29 protein-coding genes, 1 pseudogene and 1 riboswitch are annotated in these 18,749 nt (G+C 30.4%); of the genes and pseudogenes, 14 read left to right on the forward strand and 16 right to left on the reverse strand.

Annotation, left to right across the window (positions count from 1 at the left end; all coding sequences use genetic code 11):
• Positions 1-26 precede the first annotated feature (26 nt).
• From HYI43_09565 to HYI43_09595, 7 genes are all read right to left on the reverse strand, one after another.
• Complete coding sequence (locus HYI43_09565) at positions 27-842, reverse strand: MetQ/NlpA family ABC transporter substrate-binding protein (GenBank protein ID UDI78787.1); 816 nt, start codon at positions 840-842, stop codon at positions 27-29.
• A gap of 18 nt (positions 843-860) precedes the next feature.
• Positions 861-1,556 (reverse strand): ABC transporter permease, encoded by a 696-nt coding sequence (locus HYI43_09570; GenBank protein ID UDI78788.1) that lies wholly within the window; start codon positions 1,554-1,556, stop codon positions 861-863.
• Positions 1,549-2,574 (reverse strand): methionine ABC transporter ATP-binding protein, encoded by a 1,026-nt coding sequence (locus HYI43_09575; protein ID UDI78789.1) that lies wholly within the window; start codon positions 2,572-2,574, stop codon positions 1,549-1,551. The genes HYI43_09570 and HYI43_09575 overlap by 8 nt, the downstream gene beginning before the upstream one ends.
• 84 nt (positions 2,575-2,658) lie before the next feature.
• Positions 2,659-2,764: riboswitch (SAM riboswitch) on the reverse strand.
• Between the two features lie 57 nt (positions 2,765-2,821).
• Positions 2,822-3,118, reverse strand: a complete 297-nt coding sequence (locus HYI43_09580) for a thioredoxin family protein (GenBank protein ID UDI78790.1) — start codon at positions 3,116-3,118, stop codon at positions 2,822-2,824.
• Complete coding sequence (locus HYI43_09585; protein UDI78791.1) at positions 3,111-3,497, reverse strand: topiosmerase; 387 nt, start codon at positions 3,495-3,497, stop codon at positions 3,111-3,113. The genes HYI43_09580 and HYI43_09585 overlap by 8 nt, the downstream gene beginning before the upstream one ends.
• Before the next feature lie 209 nt (positions 3,498-3,706).
• Entirely contained in the window at positions 3,707-4,087 is a 381-nt protein-coding gene (gene gcvH / locus HYI43_09590) for a glycine cleavage system protein GcvH (GenBank protein UDI78792.1), read from the reverse strand.
• Positions 4,088-4,202: 115 nt separating this feature from the next.
• The gene (locus tag HYI43_09595) at positions 4,203-4,556 is read right to left on the reverse strand and encodes an arsenate reductase family protein (protein ID UDI78793.1); all 354 of its coding nucleotides are present in this window, start codon (positions 4,554-4,556) and stop codon (positions 4,203-4,205) included.
• Positions 4,557-4,697: 141 nt separating this feature from the next.
• Between HYI43_09595 and HYI43_09600 the strand changes: the two genes are divergently transcribed.
• Positions 4,698-5,021, forward strand: coding sequence for a thioredoxin family protein (locus HYI43_09600; GenBank protein UDI78794.1), 324 nt, complete (start codon positions 4,698-4,700; stop codon positions 5,019-5,021).
• A 170-nt stretch (positions 5,022-5,191) separates the two neighbouring features.
• Here HYI43_09600 and HYI43_09605 read toward each other — a convergent pair whose 3' ends face one another.
• Together HYI43_09605 and HYI43_09610 are read right to left on the reverse strand one after the other, a co-directional pair.
• Positions 5,192-5,731: a nitroreductase gene (locus HYI43_09605; GenBank protein ID UDI78795.1), complete on the reverse strand. Its 540-nt coding sequence runs from the start codon at positions 5,729-5,731 to the stop codon at positions 5,192-5,194.
• Between the two features lie 70 nt (positions 5,732-5,801).
• The gene (locus HYI43_09610) at positions 5,802-6,527 is read right to left on the reverse strand and encodes a type I 3-dehydroquinate dehydratase (protein ID UDI78796.1); all 726 of its coding nucleotides are present in this window, start codon (positions 6,525-6,527) and stop codon (positions 5,802-5,804) included.
• A gap of 162 nt (positions 6,528-6,689) precedes the next feature.
• Here HYI43_09610 and HYI43_09615 point away from each other — a divergent pair, with 162 nt between their 5' ends.
• The 3 genes from HYI43_09615 to HYI43_09625 all read left to right on the forward strand — a co-directional run bounded on the left by HYI43_09615 (position 6,690) and on the right by HYI43_09625 (position 8,603).
• Positions 6,690-7,112, forward strand: coding sequence for an organic hydroperoxide resistance protein (locus HYI43_09615; GenBank protein ID UDI78797.1), 423 nt, complete (start codon positions 6,690-6,692; stop codon positions 7,110-7,112).
• A 248-nt stretch (positions 7,113-7,360) separates the two neighbouring features.
• On the forward strand, positions 7,361-7,852 hold the full coding sequence (locus HYI43_09620) for a GNAT family N-acetyltransferase (protein UDI78798.1): 492 nt from the start codon (positions 7,361-7,363) through the stop codon (positions 7,850-7,852).
• Between the two features lie 130 nt (positions 7,853-7,982).
• Complete coding sequence (locus HYI43_09625; GenBank protein UDI78799.1) at positions 7,983-8,603, forward strand: LysE family transporter; 621 nt, start codon at positions 7,983-7,985, stop codon at positions 8,601-8,603.
• 251 nt (positions 8,604-8,854) lie between these two features.
• Here the strand turns inward: HYI43_09625 and HYI43_09630 are convergent, their stop codons facing one another.
• Positions 8,855-9,457, reverse strand: coding sequence for a histidine phosphatase family protein (locus HYI43_09630; protein UDI78800.1), 603 nt, complete (start codon positions 9,455-9,457; stop codon positions 8,855-8,857).
• A gap of 239 nt (positions 9,458-9,696) precedes the next feature.
• Between HYI43_09630 and HYI43_09635 the strand changes: the two genes are divergently transcribed.
• Positions 9,697-9,936, forward strand: a complete 240-nt coding sequence (locus HYI43_09635; GenBank protein ID UDI78801.1) for a hypothetical protein — start codon at positions 9,697-9,699, stop codon at positions 9,934-9,936.
• Here HYI43_09635 and HYI43_09640 read toward each other — a convergent pair.
• Positions 9,928-10,131 (reverse strand): sterile alpha motif-like domain-containing protein, encoded by a 204-nt coding sequence (locus tag HYI43_09640; GenBank protein UDI78802.1) that lies wholly within the window; start codon positions 10,129-10,131, stop codon positions 9,928-9,930. The genes HYI43_09635 and HYI43_09640 overlap by 9 nt on opposite strands.
• A 595-nt stretch (positions 10,132-10,726) precedes the next feature.
• On the opposite strand from HYI43_09640, the gene HYI43_09645 reads away from it, so the two are divergent.
• From HYI43_09645 to HYI43_09655, 3 genes are all read left to right on the forward strand, one after another.
• Positions 10,727-10,984 carry a hypothetical protein gene (locus HYI43_09645; GenBank protein UDI78803.1) on the forward strand — a complete coding sequence of 86 codons (258 nt, stop codon included), beginning with the start codon at positions 10,727-10,729 and terminating at the stop codon, positions 10,982-10,984.
• 24 nt (positions 10,985-11,008) lie between these two features.
• Positions 11,009-11,197 (forward strand): hypothetical protein, encoded by a 189-nt coding sequence (locus tag HYI43_09650; GenBank protein ID UDI78804.1) that lies wholly within the window; start codon positions 11,009-11,011, stop codon positions 11,195-11,197.
• Between the two features lie 142 nt (positions 11,198-11,339).
• Complete coding sequence (locus HYI43_09655; protein ID UDI79297.1) at positions 11,340-11,885, forward strand: hypothetical protein; 546 nt, start codon at positions 11,340-11,342, stop codon at positions 11,883-11,885.
• An 89-nt stretch (positions 11,886-11,974) separates the two neighbouring features.
• Here HYI43_09655 and HYI43_09660 read toward each other — a convergent pair whose 3' ends face one another.
• Positions 11,975-12,211 carry a hypothetical protein gene (locus tag HYI43_09660; protein UDI78805.1) on the reverse strand — a complete coding sequence of 79 codons (237 nt, stop codon included), beginning with the start codon at positions 12,209-12,211 and terminating at the stop codon, positions 11,975-11,977.
• A 170-nt stretch (positions 12,212-12,381) separates the two neighbouring features.
• Between HYI43_09660 and HYI43_09665 the strand changes: the two genes are divergently transcribed.
• On the forward strand, positions 12,382-13,143 hold the full coding sequence (locus tag HYI43_09665) for a hypothetical protein (protein UDI78806.1): 762 nt from the start codon (positions 12,382-12,384) through the stop codon (positions 13,141-13,143).
• Positions 13,144-13,373: 230 nt separating this feature from the next.
• Here the strand turns inward: HYI43_09665 and HYI43_09670 are convergent, their stop codons facing one another.
• A complete protein-coding gene (locus HYI43_09670; GenBank protein UDI79298.1) occupies positions 13,374-13,904 on the reverse strand; it encodes a GNAT family N-acetyltransferase in 531 nt (176 codons plus the stop codon).
• Positions 13,905-14,114: 210 nt separating this feature from the next.
• Here HYI43_09670 and HYI43_09675 point away from each other — a divergent pair, with 210 nt between their 5' ends.
• From HYI43_09675 to HYI43_09695, 5 genes are all read left to right on the forward strand, one after another.
• Positions 14,115-14,861 (forward strand): poly-gamma-glutamate hydrolase family protein, encoded by a 747-nt coding sequence (locus HYI43_09675; GenBank protein UDI78807.1) that lies wholly within the window; start codon positions 14,115-14,117, stop codon positions 14,859-14,861.
• A gap of 91 nt (positions 14,862-14,952) precedes the next feature.
• A complete protein-coding gene (locus HYI43_09680) occupies positions 14,953-15,240 on the forward strand; it encodes a hypothetical protein (protein UDI78808.1) in 288 nt (95 codons plus the stop codon).
• A 61-nt stretch (positions 15,241-15,301) separates the two neighbouring features.
• A complete protein-coding gene (locus tag HYI43_09685; protein UDI78809.1) occupies positions 15,302-15,526 on the forward strand; it encodes a hypothetical protein in 225 nt (74 codons plus the stop codon).
• 134 nt (positions 15,527-15,660) lie between these two features.
• On the forward strand, positions 15,661-16,389 hold the full coding sequence (locus HYI43_09690; GenBank protein UDI78810.1) for a hypothetical protein: 729 nt from the start codon (positions 15,661-15,663) through the stop codon (positions 16,387-16,389).
• A gap of 165 nt (positions 16,390-16,554) precedes the next feature.
• Positions 16,555-16,731, forward strand: a complete 177-nt coding sequence (locus HYI43_09695; protein ID UDI78811.1) for a hypothetical protein — start codon at positions 16,555-16,557, stop codon at positions 16,729-16,731.
• 71 nt (positions 16,732-16,802) lie between these two features.
• On the opposite strand, the pseudogene HYI43_09700 reads toward HYI43_09695, so the two are convergent.
• From HYI43_09700 to add, 3 genes and pseudogenes are all read right to left on the reverse strand, one after another.
• Positions 16,803-17,248: pseudogene (locus HYI43_09700) on the reverse strand (GNAT family N-acetyltransferase).
• 12 nt (positions 17,249-17,260) lie between these two features.
• Entirely contained in the window at positions 17,261-17,680 is a 420-nt protein-coding gene (fosB, locus tag HYI43_09705) for a FosB/FosD family fosfomycin resistance bacillithiol transferase (GenBank protein ID UDI78812.1), read from the reverse strand.
• Positions 17,681-17,732: 52 nt separating this feature from the next.
• Positions 17,733-18,722 (reverse strand): adenosine deaminase, encoded by a 990-nt coding sequence (add, locus tag HYI43_09710; protein ID UDI78813.1) that lies wholly within the window; start codon positions 18,720-18,722, stop codon positions 17,733-17,735.
• Positions 18,723-18,749 lie beyond the last annotated feature (27 nt).

Here is an 18,749-nt window from a genome sequence, read left to right on the forward strand (position 1 = left end):
ACTACGGAGGTTATTCTAATTACAAATTATTTTGCAGGTACAACGGCACCTTTATATTTATCGTTAATGTAATCTCTAATTTCTTTAGATTGTAATACTTCGATTAATGCTTTAATTTTAGCATCATCTTTATGACCTTTTTGTACTGCAATTAAGTTTGCATAAGGGTTGTTTTTCGCTTTTTCAACTGCGATTGAATCTTTTTGTGGGCTTAAGCCTTGATCAATTGCATAGTTAGAGTTAATGATAGCTGCATCAACATCTTGGTTTTCGTAAATTTTTGGTAGATACTCTGCAGATTGTTTAGCGTTAAATTTAATGTCTTTTTTGTTTTCAGTAATATCACTGAATTTAGCGTCTTCAATTTTCACGCCTTTTTTAAGTTTAATTAAACCTTCGTCCACGAAGAATTTTAAGAAACGACCTTGTTCAGCTGGGTTATTAGAAACATAAACAGTTGCACCTTTTGGAAGGTCTTTTAAGCTTTTATATTTTTTAGAATAAACAGCCATTGGCTCTAAATGCACTTTACCAGCATCTTCAATTTTGTAACCTTTTTCTTTACTTTCAGTTTTTAAATAAGGTACATGTTGGAAATAGTTTGCGTCTAATTCACCTTTATCTAATAATTTGTTAGGCGTAGTATAGTCGTTAATTGTTTTGATTTCTAAATCATAGCCTTTCTTTTTAAGTAAAGGCTTAGCTTTTTCTAAAATTTCAGCATGTGGTGCTGGCGATGCACCTACAACAATTTTCTTATCTTTACCTCCGCCGCCATTACCACAAGCAGCTAAAACTACAGTTAAAGTTAAAACTAAAAATAAGCTAAAAAGTTTTTTCATTGAATCATTCCTCTTTTCTTATCGTTTATCAATTTTATTTGTAATCCAATCACCAATAAATTGAATTATAAATACAATAATTAAAATAAATACTGTTGAAACTAAAATGACATCATTTTGGTTTCGCGTAAAACCAGTTAAATATGCTAGGTTACCTAAACCACCAGCACCGATAACACCTGCGATAGCAGTTGAACCAACTAACGCGATGGCTGTAACAGTAATACCTGATACTAAAGCTGGCATTGCTTCTGGTAATAGTACTTTACGAACGACTGTCCATGTACTTGCCCCCATTGACCAAGCCGCTTCAATAACACCTTTGTCAATTTCTTTAAAAGCAATTTCAACTAATCTTGCATAGAATGGTGCAGCACCAATCACTAAGGCTGGTAAAGCCCCAGTAGGACCACTGATTGTTCCTAAAAGAACACTTGTAAATGGAATTAATAGCAAAATTAAAATGATAAATGGAATTGCTCTGAATAAGTTAACAATAAATGAAACGATGCTGTAAAACACTCTTGCACCTTTTGAATGACTTCTAGCTGATAAAAAGAGTAGTACTCCTAAAATTAAGCCAAATATAAATGCAAAAAATGTTGAAACAATCGTCATATACAACGTCTCATAAATGGCTTGCCAAACATCTGGCCATTGTACGTTAGGCATCGTAATCATTTCTTTAAAAATATCACCATATGATTTATCCATGCTTAACCACCTCCACATTCACATGTTGCTGATGCAAATCATCTTTAAATTTCTCAAATTCATCTTTAGCAATATGAGGAATATGAATGACTAAGAAACCAACTGAGCCACCACGCGTGTTTTTAATATTTGCTTCAAGAATATTAACATCAATGTTATGTGCTCTAGTTATGTATGAAACCACTGGTTCTGTAGTGTTCTCACCATTAAAGTTAAGTCTTACAATATATGCATCTGAATCTAACGGTTCTAAATGTTTAATTGATTCTTCAAAGTCATCATCTAAATCATCTTTTACAAATCGTCTAGTGACTTCATGTTGAGGGTTTTCAAATACTTGTGTAACTTTACCTTGTTCAATGACGCGACCACTTTCCATAACGGCTACTTCATCACAGACACGTCTTATGACATGCATTTCATGAGTAATAATAACAATTGTAAGATTTTCACGTTCTTTTATCTTCAATAATAAATCTAAAATTTCATCTGTCGTTTGTGGGTCAAGTGCACTAGTTGCTTCATCACATAATAGAACATCTGGTTCGTTAGCTAGTGCACGTGCAATTCCAACTCTTTGTTTTTGACCACCAGACAATTCTGAAGGGTAGGCATTTTCTCTCCCTTTTAAGCCAACTAAGTCTATTAATTCTTGTGCTCTCTCTACGGCTTTCCTTTTTGAAAAGCCTGCAATTTCCAATGGAAACATTATATTGCGAAGTACAGTACGTGACCATAACAGATTAAAATGTTGGAATACCATACTGACTTTTTGACGTTTTCTTCTTAATTCTGCCTTTGAAAGTTTGTTAATATTGTCGCCATCTATAATAATGTCACCTGATGTAGGTGCTTCTAGATTATTAAACATTCTAATTAACGTACTTTTACCAGCACCAGAGAATCCGATGACTCCAAAAATCGAGCCTGATTCTATATTTAAGTCAACGTGATCAACTGCTAGTACGTCCTTATCTTTCGTGTGATAGCGTTTTACAACTTGATTTAACTCAATCACGTTAAGTGCCTCCTTAAAAAACATTATATAATTAAAAAATGCTTCCTCACTTTAGTTAAGTCGAGAAAGCATTCAATCATCTTTCTCTCATCTTCTAAAGTAAGTAACTTTATGTGAATTGGCACCATTTCTATAATTAGACGGTTGCCGGGCTTCATAGGGCACATCCCTCCACCTCTCTTGATAAGAGTTTTCGCACTATTTAATTAATTTATATCCTACCATTGCACTATAATTTCGTCAACAACTATTTTAATTTCTCTAACAAATATGGAACTGATTGAAATGCATAAATTCGATCAGTTTCCTTACTTTTATTCATAACGACAAGTACTGGTACTGACATAATTTGATTCTGTTCACTAAATTCAGGATGAAAATTTAAATCTATCTTTTTAATTGGTAATTGTAAAATCTCATTTGCGATATCTAACATTCGTTCTGAAACTTTACATGTGCCACACATCGGTGTGTATCCAAATATAAGATGCTTTTCTTGATTAAAATTTTCACTTATATCTTCAACTTGAACTGATTTACTCATGCATAATTACTAACCTTTCAGTAGTTAAATTGGGGATTAGGCTTTTTTCTTTTCGAACTGTGAAACCATGCTTACTTAATACGTGAGCAAGATAATTCTTCGGACAACGTGCAACTTCACAATACGTGCGGTCAACATAAATATGTTCACTTTCACTCAGGTGACGTTTAAACCACTTTCTGATTTTCTCACCCTCATCATCCGAATCTGCTAATACAAATACATGTTTATCATATAATGTTTCTATCATGTCATCTAATTTATCAACACTCATCGTACCATGAGTACAAATAATACTTACTGGTTCAGCGATTACTTGTTGTACTTTCTTCTTATCAGATTTACCTTCAACAATAATAACTTTGTTTAAAATTGCCATGTTAATCCACCCTCTAAGTCGATAATAAAACAATCATTTACTTTTTCACAGAACAGCTAAGCCTTAAACATACTTTACCATTACTTAACATTTAGAAAAATAATTATGCATTTATTAAGTTTTCATCTAATTTGATATACTAAAAATCCAAAACTATAAATGGGCAAACAAAAAAACTCCAAGATATGCTATCTAGGAGTTTTTAAAAATTATTCACCAATCATTTCTTTATATTGATCAGCTGATAATAATTCATCTAATTGACTTTCATCACTAAGTTCAACTTTAACCATCCAAGCTTTTTCGTATGGTGATTCGTTAACGAACTCTGGACTATCTTCTAATTCATCATTTGTTTCGACAATTTTACCAGATACTGGTGCGTATAATTCAGATACAGTTTTAACTGATTCCACACTACCAAATGTATCCCCTTCGTTGATTTCATCATCAACTTCTGGTAATTCAACGAATACGATATCGCCTAATTCGCCTTGTGCGTATTCAGTAATACCAATTGTTGCAGTGTTGCCTTCAACTTTTACCCATTCATGTTCTTTAGAATATTTAAATTCGCTCGGTACTGCCACGAGAATCCCCTCCTAAAAATAATTACAATTTAATGATGCCATACCACAAGATTTCATTCAACTATTAATATAAAAAGTTGAAATAATTTATAGAAATAAAATTTGTAAATTTAAACTATAACCAAGTTTCTTTATATTGTTCTTCTTTAAAGCCTAAAGTAATGTTATTACCTGAAATTGCTAATGGTCTTTTCACTAACATACCATCTGAAGCGAGTAAATTTAATTTTTCCTCATCAGTTAGGTCTTTGAGTTTATCTTTAAGACCTAATTCTCTGTACTTAGCTCCATGTGTATTAAATAATTTGTTAATTTCTACACCTGTTTTATCGATAATATCTTCAAACTCTTTTTGAGTTGGTGTGTGTTGAACAATATCAATGGGTTCGTAACTTACGCCATGTGTATCTAAAAATTTAGCGGCTTTTTTACAAGTCGTACAATTTGAGTATTGATAAAATTTTATCATGCAGATGTAACCTCCTATTCTATCTTAATTTAAATATATCAGATAATTCATGTAAACGCTCTATATTTTAAGCTTAATTTTTCAACTTAATTAAATATTTCGTTATAATACTGTTAGTATTTATGAAAAGGAGCGTTAACTATGCAAAGTATTAAATCAACTGAAGACTTTAAATCAACCATTCAAAGCGATAAACCTGTCATCGTGAAATTTGAGGCTGGTTGGTGTCCAGATTGTAAAGCAATGGACATGTGGATTGACCCAATTGTTGAAAAATATAATGATTATGATTGGTATACTGTTAACCGTGATGAGCTAGAAGATGTAGCTGCGGATAATGATGTTATGGGAATTCCAAGTTTATTAGTATTCGAAAATGGCAACAAACGTGCACATTTACATTCAGCAAATGCAAAATCACCAGAACAAGTTGAATCATTCTTAGAAGAAACATTTAATAAATAGGGAGTAGAATAGAAATCTAATTTGATAAAAAATTTTGTTCTTCTATCCCGGCAAGGGTGACTAAGAGTGGAAAAAGCTTAATACCAGCGTATTTCCAATTCAGTCAGCTATTGCCAGAGAAATTTAGACGGCTAAAACATTTATTTGTTTCAGCCGTCAATTTTTTCATATTAATACTCAGAAATTAAATTTTTATTTTTACGTGGTTTTTTAGTAGGTGCTTCTTCTAAATCTGTTAAATAAAGCAATCCAGCAATCACTTCATCATCTTTTACACCAAATACTTTACGTACTTTTGGCTCAAAGATATAAGGTGGTGTCTTCCAACACGTACCTATACCTTGTTCATGAAGTAATAACATTAGATTTTGTGCATAAGCACCCATCGCAAAATAATTTTCACGATTTTGACGTTGTCTTGGATCTGTTTTAAGAACTAAGACAAGCATACCACCTAAGTTCGTTACATTATTATAGTGGTCCTCTTGTTTTTCAGGACTATTAGGAAATGCAAAGTATGTTACGTCTCTACTCATTTCCCCTAATCGATCTTTAGACACATGAATGATTCTCCATGGCTCTCGCATACCATGATTTGGAGCATCAGCAGCTTTCTCAATTGCTTCAAATAAAGCATCCTCATCTATAGTCATATCATGGTTAAATTTTTTAATACTTCTTCTTGTAGAAATCGCTTCTTGTAATTCCACAATTATCGCTCCTTCATATTGATAACTATTATCAATTATAAGGCTTTAAAGCAGGTAATTCAAATGTATACTACATATTTTCATAGAATAACAGTTGTTCTTTTAATGTTTTAACATGAATCTGTCCTGGTGCTTGAGGTTCACCTAAACATCCGTATGAAACGGATCCACCAAAGACACCTTGTGCAGTACGACTTACCAGTCCCATTTGAGACATCGAAATACCAATCACTTTTGAATATACTGCATCTACACTATTCGCCATTGCTTCCAATAGAATTGCTACATCTTCGCGACTATGTGGCATTACTGCAATTTTGACATAATCTGGATTTAATTGATGCATTTTATAATATGTGAATCTTAGTATATCTATATCTGGTGTTTCTTGAAAATTATGATACGACACCACAACTTGCTTGTAGTTCTGTTGCGCCAACTGAACCAGTTCACGATGTGCAAAAACATCGTAATCACTGTCCCATTCAATATCAATCATATGACAATCGTCAACATATACGATTTCATGTAGAAGAGCCATATATGCTTCATATGACAACTCACCTTTACCACCTTGAGTAGAGGTACGATAAGTAACCAAGACTTTAAAATCTATATCATGGCGATGCAATAATTGCAGATTGTCTTTAAGTAATTGTAGATGATTATCTGGCCACTGGTCGATACGTAATTCCACTATATCAATGTCATGACTATACGTCTTTAAATCTTTTAGCGTTGTTGTATCAATTAATCCAATTGGTGCTATCGTTGCAGCAACTTCTACATTCGTCATAGCGTTCCCTACTTTCTTATTATGCTTTGTATATATTTTAAACTATTGAGAATTTAACGCCAAATTCAAGGGTGTCCATTTTAAATCTTAAAAATAAATATGATTTAAAATTTACAAGTTGGGTAAACAATGATTGTATACGAAATTTAGGAGGTAATAATAATGGCAGTTCAATATGAAACTAAAGCAACAAACGTTGGTGGACGTAAAGGACATGTACACACTGACGATAATGCAATTAATGCAGATGTATTACCACCACAACAAGCGGACGGAAACGCAACTAACCCTGAACAATTGTTCGCAGCTGGTTATGCTTCATGCTTTAACGGTGCATTTGATTTAATCTTAAAACAAAATAAAGTACGCGATGCTGAACCTGAAGTAACATTAACAGTACGTTTAGAAGATGATCCTGATGCAGAAAGTCCAAAACTTAGCGTAGCCATCGATGCTAAAGTTAAAAACGTATTATCACAAGAAGACGCTGAGAAATATTTACATGATGCGCATGAATTTTGCCCATACTCAAAAGCAACACGTGGCAACATTGATGTAGATTTAAACGTACAAGTTGTAGAATAATTAATATTAACTGATTAATTTATCAATGGACAAATATTACGATATATTATTAATTTGAAGACATAGAAATTCATTTTTGGATTTTTATGTCTTCTTTTTTTGTATAATGAGCTAATTTAAGTTAATCTATAAATACAGTAAATAAATAACTATATAAAACATTTATACATACTAAAAAAACAACCAATTTATGTAAATTCATTTTATATAACAAAAATGTTTTCTTTTTTTCATTTAAGGAGGATATGATGGCTGATATCAGAATATTAAAACAACAAGATTTAAATCACTATACTAAACTACTATCGAGCAACTCTCATACCTATGCTTGGGATAAATTGTATCTGGAGAATGTTTCAGATGATTATCTACAACAAGTACTTTCTTCAGAAGAAGATTATTGCAACATATTTGGTGCTTTTAAAGACAAGGAACTTGTAGCATGCGTTACACTTCGCCAACTTAGACAAGTTGGTAATGCTCATAAAGCATTGATAGAAAATTTATTTATAATCGACAAAGAAGATAAAGATACAATTCAAAAATTATTAAATACGGTCATTGAACATGCTAAATCTCGAAATATTGAAAAATTAATGACGTGTGTAACATCTAATAATATAAGTGGTAAAATCTTCTTTTCAACGTTAGGATTTGAAACATTAGGTTTAGAAACAAAATCTTCAAAAATTGGTAATGATTACTTCGATGTTCATTGGTTACTCTATGACATTGATTAATCATCCATCCTTTTAATCATGCTTAAATATCCTCTAGACATTATAAGCATATGCTTTATAATGTCTTTTATATTCTAAATTTTCAGAAACTATACAATAAAAGATGATTTAAAATATGGAGGCGTGTTAAGTGATTCAAGCAATTATTCATGGCTTTCTATTAGCTTTAGGTCTCATACTTCCACTTGGTGCTCAAAATGTATTTGTATTTAATCAAGGCGCAAATCAGCAAAAATTCAAACGCGCCTTACCCGCTATTATTACAGCGGGGCTATGTGATACATTACTTATCTCTTTAGCAGTAATAGGTGTTTCTTTAATTTTAATGTCACTACCAATGTTGCAACTAGTAGTCTATATTATAGGATTGTTCTTTTTACTCTATATGGCATGGTCATTATGGAAGGAAAATCCTAATAATGCTAACGACGTACAGGGAGGACTTTCTCCGAGTAAACAAATTAGTTTCGCACTTTCAGTATCCTTATTAAACCCACATGCGATCATGGATACAATTGGTGTGATTGGTACAAGCGCCTCAGCATATAATGGTGTAGCTAAAATCGCTTTTACTTTAGCAACTGTTTCAGTTTCTTGGTTATGGTTTATATTTTTAGCCATTGCAGGCCGTACAGTCGGACATTTTGATAAATCAGGACGTTTACTTTTAATTTTAAATAAAGTATCCAGTATCATCATTCTCATAGTAGCCTGCATGATTATCGAAAAAATTATCCATTTACTATTTTAGAGAATCAACAAATTTAAACTTTATGGGTATTTTATGTTTTATCTTTAATTCTTCATGTTTTTATTATAGAATTACACATAGGCGCATTACCTTTCTTTTTTATTGTGTTTGGTAGCTAATAATTATAGAGGTAATTGCGCCATTTTTGTATTCAAAACACAAAATTGGACTGATGACGAGAAGCATCAGTCCAATTTTTTTAACTTCATTTTATGATTTTTAATTTGTATTACTCATAAATTTGCAACGCTTTAATATTCAATTTTTTCATTTGTTATAGGGTCTACTTTATTAAGCAATTTAAATTGATGTTCATCATATTCAAATTTTAAAATATGGCAATTACCTATAAATACTTCAGTAGTTAAAGCGTTTCTCATCCATTTTCTTAAAAAGATTTGGATTGCTGTGCCGTGGCTTACAGCTAATACAGTGCTACCTGCTGTACCTTCCATAATTTCAGTCAAGGTGTCATTTAAACGTTCCTCTACTGCTTCTTTAGCATCTCCACCAAATGGCACTAAACGATCTCCAAACACATCTTTATTATCCCATATAGCATCTAATAATTCCGTACTATCCCCTTCAAACAAGCCAAAATTCCACTCTTTAAGCCCTTTTAATCGTTGGTACGCTCTATTAGGGACTGCATGTTCCAAAGTATCACAAGCGCGTTCAGAACTTGAAGAGAACAATGCATCAAAGTGGATGTTATGAGTATTAAAATATTGACTTGCTTGTTGTGCTTGAGAAATACCAAGCTCACTTAAAGGTGAATCACTTGCACCTTGTACTTTTCCCCTTAAATTAAACATTGTTTGACCATGTCTCATTAAATAAAGTGTTTTAGACATTCTTTACACCTCAATTTTTGAATTTTGAAAAATAATAAAACATTATGCTTTATAAGGTAAATGTAAAAAATATTTGATATATGGCACGCATATAAGAATTAAATAATCATACAATAGTATACATTATTTTTTTAATTTTCAAAAACAAGAACATAGAAAAACTTTATAAAATAGTTTGATAGTGATTAGGTTGGGTATAATGAATTATAAGTTTCACAATCATAGAAGGAGTGTTAACTATGAATCATAATGAGTGTAATTATGTTAATCCTAATAAGCTCTCATTAGATTGGGAATGTTTAATAATAAGTAAAACAGATATGTTACTTGATGGGATTCCTAATGAATTAATTAATTCATGGATGGCTAGAGAAATTATTGAGCCTTTCTCGATTAAAAATAATGAAATTAATTTTAAAACGAAAGATATTTGGGATGCATTAAACACACAAAATTGGTATTATTCATACTCAAATTAATTTATATAGACTGATTGCTCTATTTGTGCTTTCAATAAGTTGATGATCTTCATAATTTGTCATCACATATGCTCTAATTTCTTTATTATTATATTCGTGTTTTGGAAACTTGCAATCGTTTACGATATATTGTGCTAAACTTCCAAGAGGTGTATCGTCGTTTATAAATCCAATAATAAAATCATAAAATGTCATAATTATCCTCCCCAGTTTAATCAATTTCTTTCTTTTTCTCTTTTAAAAATACGTATTTAGTTTAAACATATAGGATAACTCAAGTTTAAAATATTAATTTAAAGTACATTTTTGATTTGATGTACTTTTTGTGCCGATAGATGGCTAACGCGTTAAATATATTGTAAAAAACTTTCTTATTATAATTAAATCATGTACTAATTAAATAATCACTATATTATTAATCAATAAAGTTAATTATTTTATAAATATGACAATATCGTGACTAATTTAAGCATTACATTTATTATTTTTAACTTCTCGGTCTCTTTGAAGATATATATTGATAGTATATTTAAACGCTTAACTCAAAAAATATAATTCCTTTAATTGCCTACTTATAGTAAAAATAAAGTGGGCAGTTTTATTTTGAATTATTAAAATTAAAGATTGATACTTATTATTGCCTACTTTTCAATTAATAGCAACAAAAATTTTGTCAATTTTTAGTCTTTTTTCAAAAACCTTTTAAGTCTTTTATTGAATGTCTTTTTACTATTATAATATTAATGATATGATTGAATAGATTAATTTAACTTACAATGAGGTGACACCTATGAATATAAATAAAATTTTTTGGATAAATATTTTTATGACACTTGTATTTTTAGGCTTTAATATTATCGTCACCTATTATCCAAATTTAGATGATTTCTTTTGGCTCGTACCAGGTCTTATTATTAGCGGTATTACAATTATATTGAGCTTAGTTACTGCTATGATTTGTAAATCACTCATTAGTGAAGTCATTTTTCTAGTCAATATCGTATTACTTTTATATTATATATATCCATTGATATATACCTTTTTCTAAATTTAATTATAGGAGGCTTTAAATATGAGTATGCATTTAACCATTTTATTATGGCTTGGTATCCTCTTCGTAGTCGCAGCCTCAATTGTATTGGGCTTACTACTTAAAACTAAAAAAGAAGAACGCAAAGAGTCATATTTAGGTTTTACCGTCGTGTTTTACATTTTTGGTTTTGCTTTATTAATATATGTACTAATATTTGGCGTTTTATAATGTACCTACTACAAAGAACAAAATTAATTTTTAAGTTTTGTTCTTTTTTTATTATCATTTAATTACCACCAAAGTAAATAATTTATAGCGATAGATAGACTTACTAAGGAGTCCTTAAGTGAATACAATTAAACCTTATTATATAAAGTTACTTTCAATAACATTAATCTTATTTTTATTCTTTACCTCTCATGCTCAAGCAAGTACGACTTACTCAAAGGATTCTGATGATTTCGATTTAGAACCAGGCGATATTATTTTAACTAAAGGGCCTGTTTTATTTGGATTTTTTGGGCATTCAAGTATTGCTCTTGATCATGATACGGTGTTACAAATAGAAGGCCCAGGCGATAATCCTATAACAGAATCATTCCATTCTTTTAAAGAAAGGTTTGGAGAAGGACAAGACGATTGGATTAAAATTTATCGTTGTTCTAAACCAGGAGCTGGACAAAAAGCTGCCGAATGGGCAAATAAGCATTATAAAGATAGTGACAAAACGTACTTAGTCACTTTAAATCCAAAAAGCGAACGTTTTACATACTGTACAAAAATAATTTATCAAGCTTATAAGTATGGTGTGAGCAAGAACTCGGTCAACGATCAAGGCTTGTTAATCATTTCACCCTATGCTTTAGTTGATAATTTTACAGATGACTATAAGCTAAAATTAGTAAAGCAATATTAATAAATAGTAAAAAACAAGCTTTATAGAATATGCTCTTTTCAAAGTTTCTATTCATAAATAGTTACCTTGTAAAGAGCATATCTTTTTTATTAAACTGATTCTTTAAAGTAATTAACAAAGTGTTCATTTTGTTCTAATAAATCAATATAAGAAATAGAGCTAAACGGAATGATACGAGTACAATTTTTAAGTGGATAAATAATAATTTCATTCTCATAATCTAAATGAATATCATTTTCCATAATCATTTTCTTTGATCCTACTACAATAGCGATGGCTTTGAAATCATTGTTCTCAAAATATTTTTTTAATAAGTTTTTATCCATAACATCTCACATCCTATTCACTTCATATTTATCACATTTATGTAAATTATTGATGAATTATGCGTATTATTTATGTAAATAGAATTTTCTCAATTAATTTTAAATTTCCAAACATTTATAAAATAATTTTATGTAAAATAATAATATAGTTTATTTTAGGAGTGGTTATATTGAAAAAAGTTTTATTTATATTTTTATTAAGTATGTTGGTAGTAGCTGGATGTAGTCATACAGATAGCAATAATGACAACAAGGATAAAAAATCCAATACACATGCTTCGTCAAAACAAAAAGACAAAGATACATCTAAAGAAAAAGATTCAAAAGATGAAAAATCTGAGGATAATAATAGTAATGACAAAGATTCAAAAGACCAAAATAAATCTGATGAAAATAGTAACGAGTCAGACAATCATAAGAATACTGTCAATAATCAATCGGCTAAAGATAATAGTCAAATAGATGTTAATAACATTACGGATCGTGCGACTTTAGCATCAATCATTAATAGCAATCAGTATTCTGAAGGAGATAAAGTAGCTGCTTATAATAGTGCTGTAGCTAATGGTGTTATTCCTCAAGGTAATGTTATGGAAGGCTCAGCAAGTGAAGCATATGCAAGTTCGCTTCGTGTTGAGAGTGGCAAAGAAAAATCGGTTTATGACCAATCTCAAAATAACAATAATGCATCCTCTCAAAGTAATGAAGCTGATCCGAATGCTGAAATTAATGCTGCAACCAATGAGGACGATTATGTAGATGCTTTAAGAAAGAAATATAACGGTGGTTTATCATCCGGAGAAATCCAAACTAAAAATGCTATTGAGCAAGGTACTTATGATGGCGATGATGCTGATGAAGTCTATAATACAATTCAACAAAGAGAACAAGATATCGCTAATGGTAAGTATGATAAATATAAGCAAGATTAAAGGTATTATAGAAACTGAGGAGAGTGGGACAGAATTCATTTCGTATTCATTGTCCCACCTCAACTTGCTTTGCTTGTAAAAACCCTTTTTGAGATTTTCTATGTTGTAGCCCCACCTGAAAGGGTGACTAGAGTTGAGTAAATCTTAATATAAGCACCTTTTCCATTCAATTAGCTACTAGGAATTTGCAGTGTAACCTCATAATATTATTGACTCACACATCTCAACTTTTATTTTAAAATTTTCCTCATCTTATACAGATAATACGGTTTATGATTAATTTCCCCTACAATATTAAAGCCTTTCTTTTGATATAAATTTAAAGCTGGTAAATTATCTTGAACGACTGTTAAAGATATTTTATTAAATCCCGCTTCTTTTGCCTTTGCTTGTGCAACATCTAATAATTGTTGGCCAACACCTTTTCCCCTAGCTTCTGTCACGATGGCTAACATAGCAATGTGATATTCGTCTTCATTCCCCTCATCCATAGTAACCATTGAATAAAATTTCTTTGGGTGTTTCATAATAGATTTGAATGGCGCCAATTTATTCATTGAGAGGATTTGTAACACTGTGGGAACCATTGCTTTTTCTATTTTTTCTAAAGGTCCACACGTCATAGCGCCGAGAACCTTATCATTCTCTACTGCAACATAAGAGATGTCATAGCTAAATCTATTTGCCCGATTTTGCCATAATTGTTGTAAATCTGCGACAATTTCTGCATCTGTATAATGTCCAAGTATAATTTCAGCCATATCATCTATTGCTGCATAAATGAGTTCTCCTATACCTTGATGTTTAGCTTGACCAGGTTTAATTTGTATCGTATTCAACTCATTACCTCCTTACTTGTGTTATATACTATTTTTCCTAAAAACAAACAATAATTGCATTCTTAACCAACATAAATGATAATATATAGGTTAAATTATTCATATTTTGAAAAATAAATTAAGGAAGGTTCCATGAAAAAGAGAAACAATTGGTATTCTAAGTTATATCATTTATTTATAATATTATTAATTATAGTCGTTGTCTCAGTAGCTTTTATTCTCTATAAAACACGTGAAGAAAAACAAAATCGCTCTTTAGACTACTATTCCAATTTCAAAGATTTAAAAGCCCATACGACAGAGGGTAAAGACTGGCGTATACAAACGAAGAATCGTAAAGATAAACATATACTAGTTACTGCTATACATGGCGGTGGCATTGAACCAGGAACAACTGAACTAGCACGCCGCATATCAAACATTGGCCATTATGATTTTTATTCATTCGAAGGTTTAATGTCGAAACATAACGAACGTTTACATATTACTTCGACTGTTTTCGATGAACCTACTTTATTAAAAATGTTAGACCATTCAGATGAAACCATTTCCATTCATGGTTATTCTGGAGAAGACCCTATCGTTTATGTAGGCGGTAAAGACAAAGCATTAGCTAAATCAATTACGAAAGCTCTTAGAGATAAAGGTTTCACCGTTCAAAAGAGTCCTAAAGGTGTTGAAGCAACATCTTCATCTAACATTATTAATAGAAATGATAATGATTCAGGAATTCAGTTAGAATTAACTACTGGACAAAGAGCTTTATTCTTTAAAGACAAACAACTAGATTCAAAAACACGAAGTAATTCAAATAATTACACCCATACCTTCTATAAATTTGCTAGAGCCGTTAATGAAGGAATTAAAGATGCACAATAATTTTAAATTTCTCCTCCTAGATTTTAACGTACTTGCGTTTTCTTTATCTAAAAAAATGGGTATAAATAACTAATATTAGGGAGGAATTAGAATGTTAAATGAATTAACCCAAGAACAAAAATATACAATCGCTAAATTTTACAAATTGTATATGGAACGTTCTAATGAAGGACAAACTGAAGCTGAAGCCAATGATTTTAAAGACAGTATCACAGCACAAGATGCGTATTTTTGCGATAGAGACTATAATGATTTTATCGAAAATTGTAAAGTTTTAATTGATTATGGCTATTTAGAAGGTAGCATAACTGCAGATCGTATCGATGATATTAAAGTAACCAATAAAGCTTTTACTGAAATTGAAAGAAGTTTTAACTAATCCATTTACTACGTTAGAATAACGCTAACGTAGTTTTATTTTATAAAGAAAGGTGTATATATTGAATAACTGGAAAATTAATAATCACTCTCATAGACGTTTAATCATTCAAGAAACTAATAATGAAATTTCAATTGTTGAACCAATAGCATCTGGTGCTTTTAAAATATTAGCAGCAGTCAATTTGAATCAATCCTCTCATAACACTCAAATTTATGACGATCAATTGTATGTGTCTGCTAGTATCGATGACGAGGAACTCAATATTTTTGATAAAACTGAGTAGATGTGTCTGAAAATGAATGATTCATTTACATTACTGTATATAAAAATTAATTAGATGTTAATTCCACATTAATATTATTGTTTTATATGTATAGTACAATATAATTAATGGTCTAAACAAAACGGAGGTAATGTATGGATAAAATGTTGTTCTATACGGGTATGGCATTATTATTAATTGCTGTTTTAATCATTTTATTTGCTATAGTCGCAGTATTTAAAAATAGAAATTATTTAAAGTATTTTGCAATGGCAATAACAATTATCCTATTGAGTATGTTGGCATTAGGTCTTCATAAAATGATTGAAAGTAATAATCCATCAACAAATCAAGCAACAGAAACTCAAGATAAAAAGCCAAACGATGATAAATCATCAAAGGATAAACACAAAGATAAAGACAAGAAAAAAGATAAATCAGATGAAAATAGCAACAATAGTAATAGTAATGCAACACCGCAAGAAAATAGCTCCGAAGAAACTACGAATAACCAACAAACACAGGAACAACAAAATACACAACAAGAACAAGCTACAAATGAACAAGCAACAGATCAAAACAACACTAATCAAAATAATAACAACAATATGAATAGCCAAAATAATAACCAAGCTACAAAAGAGCAAAATACGAATCAAACTAATAATACAAACCAACAAAATACAAATCAAAACAATACAACTACAAATAATAATAATGGTGTTGGCACACGCTCATCTGAAAATAATTCAAATACTGGTAATCAGTCTAATAGTACACAAACTCAGAATTATTCCTCAGACAATAATAGTAATCAGACACAAAGTAGCGAAACACAAACTACTGAAGATCGCTCAGCTCAATCGAATGACAATGCCAATTAATATTAATAGCAGATAGGTTAGCCTATCTGCTATTTTTTATTAGAATTATATTTTTGTAACTTTTTAATTTTTTTAACTATTGAATTTTTAGAAAAGTGTGACATACTTAAATTAAATTTATTTATATCTTTACAATCTAAATTAACTTAAACAAAGGGTGAAACTATGAAAAAAGTAGCATTTTTATTACTCTCAAGTTTTCTTGTATTAGGCGCGTGTAGTCATCATGATGATTCAGTGAAAAACGTTAAAAAAAGTACGCATAAAAAGGACAACCCTAATGCACATAAAGATAAAGGCAACTCAGATCGTACTGACGGCAAAAAAATTGATAAAAAATAATTAAAAAGCTAGCAATTATTTTGCTAAATTGACAGGATACGAATTACAATTAACCTGTATCCTGTCGTTTGCTATATTAAATTTTTCACAAAGCCAAATGACTTTTTATCCAAACCACTATATTTATAAAAATGATGTGCAGTTCGTCTTTCTTCTTTTATCCCACTATTCAAAGTAAGAGCTTCACACTTCATTTTACGTGCTAAATTCTCACTTTCCTTAAGTAAAAGTGAACCATATCCATTTTTTCGATAATTGATATTAATAACAAATGCTAATATCCTCATATATTCACCATTTTTTCGAAAAACAACATTTTACACATACCACTTAAGCCAATAATTTTATTATCCTTCAACAATAATAATAAATAATAGTCATCGCGATTATTTAATTTTTTTAATCTATCTTTTAACTCTTTTTTATTGGTAGGATATCCTATGTCTTCATATAATTTCTGTAAAGATTCTATTTGTTCTAAATCTTCATCTTTGAATAGTCGAGTAGTCAAATTCATACAATCACCATTTCACTTATAAAATATCATATGCTTTTTATCTTGTTTATAATAATTTAGTCTGTCTTGCAAAGTACCAGTGTGTAATTCTAATTTATGACCATCAGGATCTGTAAAATAAAGTGACTTTTTGTCTTTCATATCTCTCTTACGTCCTTTTAAAATATTCACCTTATTATATTCAAGCCAACTATACCAATCTTCAAATTCTTGCTCTTCTATAGAGAACGCTATATGCGTATAGGAGTACTGAATTTCTTCACGAGGTATTCCTTCTTCTTGATTTAATGCTATCCATATTCCATTTAAATCAAGATAGGCTGTTGTGTTACCCTCAACTAAGAGTTTTGCTCGTAATATGTCTTTATAAAAAGATATTGACTTTTGAAGATTACTTACTGAAAAACAAATATGGTTAAGTGCTTTAATCATAAATTATCCTCCTATAAATAGTTAACACAAATCCTTAATTTATAAATTGAAATTATTTCAATCTTTCTTTTAACACTTTTTTATCTTTTACATTAGCAAACGCATATTGCACCGCTTCATGATTAATACGTTTAATTTCATCTATACTGATCAAACCATTATTTAACAATGTTTGATATTCTTTCACTAAGTTTGTTTGCGTTACAACTCTATTGTCAGTATTAATCAAATACGGAATATCCATCCTTTTCAATAAAGCTAAATCGATATCTTTAATATCATTAATCGCATTCGTTTGAATATTACTTAGCGGACAAATTTCTAATAAAGTATCTTTATTTTGAAAGTCATAGAATTGTTCTGTATCTTTAAAAATGGCTACACCATGACCAATCCGTTGTGCACCTAATTTTATTGAATCATGAATATTTTTTATACATCCGCATTCTCCAGCGTGTAATGTGATATTTAAATTATTCTCTTTAGCAAATGCTATAGCTGCTTCATGTTTCGGTATTGAATCATCTTCTTCCCCACCCGCTAAATCAACACCAACGATATATTGTTTTAATAGTTCTGTTGAGTGGATTTGTTTAAATATCTCGATATTTTCTTCATTTGAATGATGTTTCATACCACAAACTATGATTCGGACCATGACATCCGTTTGGTCTTCAGCTTGTTGCGTACCTTTACATACAGCATGCAAGATATTATCTATGTTCATTCCCTTTTGCATATGAAATTTAGGTGCAAATCTTAATTCAATATATTTAATACCGTCTTTTTGAGCTTGTTTTGCAACGTCTACTACACTCTCAATTAGACTCTCTTCCGTTTGCATGACTTTCAATATCTCATCGAAACAGCGTAAATATTCATCTAAACTTTCACATTGCTCATCTGCTGATATATTATCAAGATTAATGTTAATATTTTGTTTCTTTGCTTCCTTTTTTATAAATTCAACACTTACAGAGCCATCCAAATGACAATGTAGCTCAATTTTAGGTATAGCTATTAATGTATTCAAATCACACATTCCAATTCACCTGCTACTCAACAATTA

Source organism: Staphylococcus taiwanensis (assembly GCA_020544305.1).
Taxonomy (GTDB): Bacteria; Bacillota; Bacilli; order Staphylococcales; family Staphylococcaceae; genus Staphylococcus; species Staphylococcus taiwanensis.

What these genes read in the sequence shown, in the direction of transcription:
- HYI43_09565 (UDI78787.1), bottom strand. Translation starts at nt 842, where the DNA reads ATGAAAAAACTTTTTAGCTTATTTTTAGTTTTAACTTTAACTGTAGTT.
- HYI43_09570 (UDI78788.1), bottom strand. Translation starts at nt 1,556, where the DNA reads ATGGATAAATCATATGGTGATATTTTTAAAGAAATGATTACGATGCCT.
- HYI43_09580 (UDI78790.1), bottom strand. Translation starts at nt 3,118, where the DNA reads ATGAGTAAATCAGTTCAAGTTGAAGATATAAGTGAAAATTTTAATCAA.
- HYI43_09585 (UDI78791.1), bottom strand. Translation starts at nt 3,497, where the DNA reads ATGGCAATTTTAAACAAAGTTATTATTGTTGAAGGTAAATCTGATAAG.
- HYI43_09595 (UDI78793.1), bottom strand. Translation starts at nt 4,556, where the DNA reads ATGATAAAATTTTATCAATACTCAAATTGTACGACTTGTAAAAAAGCC.
- HYI43_09600 (UDI78794.1), top strand. Translation starts at nt 4,698, where the DNA reads ATGCAAAGTATTAAATCAACTGAAGACTTTAAATCAACCATTCAAAGC.
- HYI43_09610 (UDI78796.1), bottom strand. Translation starts at nt 6,527, where the DNA reads ATGACGAATGTAGAAGTTGCTGCAACGATAGCACCAATTGGATTAATT.
- HYI43_09615 (UDI78797.1), top strand. Translation starts at nt 6,690, where the DNA reads ATGGCAGTTCAATATGAAACTAAAGCAACAAACGTTGGTGGACGTAAA.
- HYI43_09620 (UDI78798.1), top strand. Translation starts at nt 7,361, where the DNA reads ATGGCTGATATCAGAATATTAAAACAACAAGATTTAAATCACTATACT.
- HYI43_09630 (UDI78800.1), bottom strand. Translation starts at nt 9,457, where the DNA reads ATGTCTAAAACACTTTATTTAATGAGACATGGTCAAACAATGTTTAAT.
- HYI43_09635 (UDI78801.1), top strand. Translation starts at nt 9,697, where the DNA reads ATGAATCATAATGAGTGTAATTATGTTAATCCTAATAAGCTCTCATTA.
- HYI43_09640 (UDI78802.1), bottom strand. Translation starts at nt 10,131, where the DNA reads ATGACATTTTATGATTTTATTATTGGATTTATAAACGACGATACACCT.
- HYI43_09645 (UDI78803.1), top strand. Translation starts at nt 10,727, where the DNA reads ATGAATATAAATAAAATTTTTTGGATAAATATTTTTATGACACTTGTA.
- HYI43_09650 (UDI78804.1), top strand. Translation starts at nt 11,009, where the DNA reads ATGAGTATGCATTTAACCATTTTATTATGGCTTGGTATCCTCTTCGTA.
- HYI43_09660 (UDI78805.1), bottom strand. Translation starts at nt 12,211, where the DNA reads ATGGATAAAAACTTATTAAAAAAATATTTTGAGAACAATGATTTCAAA.
- HYI43_09670 (UDI79298.1), bottom strand. Translation starts at nt 13,904, where the DNA reads ATGGCTGAAATTATACTTGGACATTATACAGATGCAGAAATTGTCGCA.
- HYI43_09675 (UDI78807.1), top strand. Translation starts at nt 14,115, where the DNA reads ATGAAAAAGAGAAACAATTGGTATTCTAAGTTATATCATTTATTTATA.
- HYI43_09680 (UDI78808.1), top strand. Translation starts at nt 14,953, where the DNA reads ATGTTAAATGAATTAACCCAAGAACAAAAATATACAATCGCTAAATTT.
- HYI43_09690 (UDI78810.1), top strand. Translation starts at nt 15,661, where the DNA reads ATGGATAAAATGTTGTTCTATACGGGTATGGCATTATTATTAATTGCT.
- HYI43_09695 (UDI78811.1), top strand. Translation starts at nt 16,555, where the DNA reads ATGAAAAAAGTAGCATTTTTATTACTCTCAAGTTTTCTTGTATTAGGC.
- fosB (UDI78812.1), bottom strand. Translation starts at nt 17,680, where the DNA reads ATGATTAAAGCACTTAACCATATTTGTTTTTCAGTAAGTAATCTTCAA.
- add (UDI78813.1), bottom strand. Translation starts at nt 18,722, where the DNA reads ATGTGTGATTTGAATACATTAATAGCTATACCTAAAATTGAGCTACAT.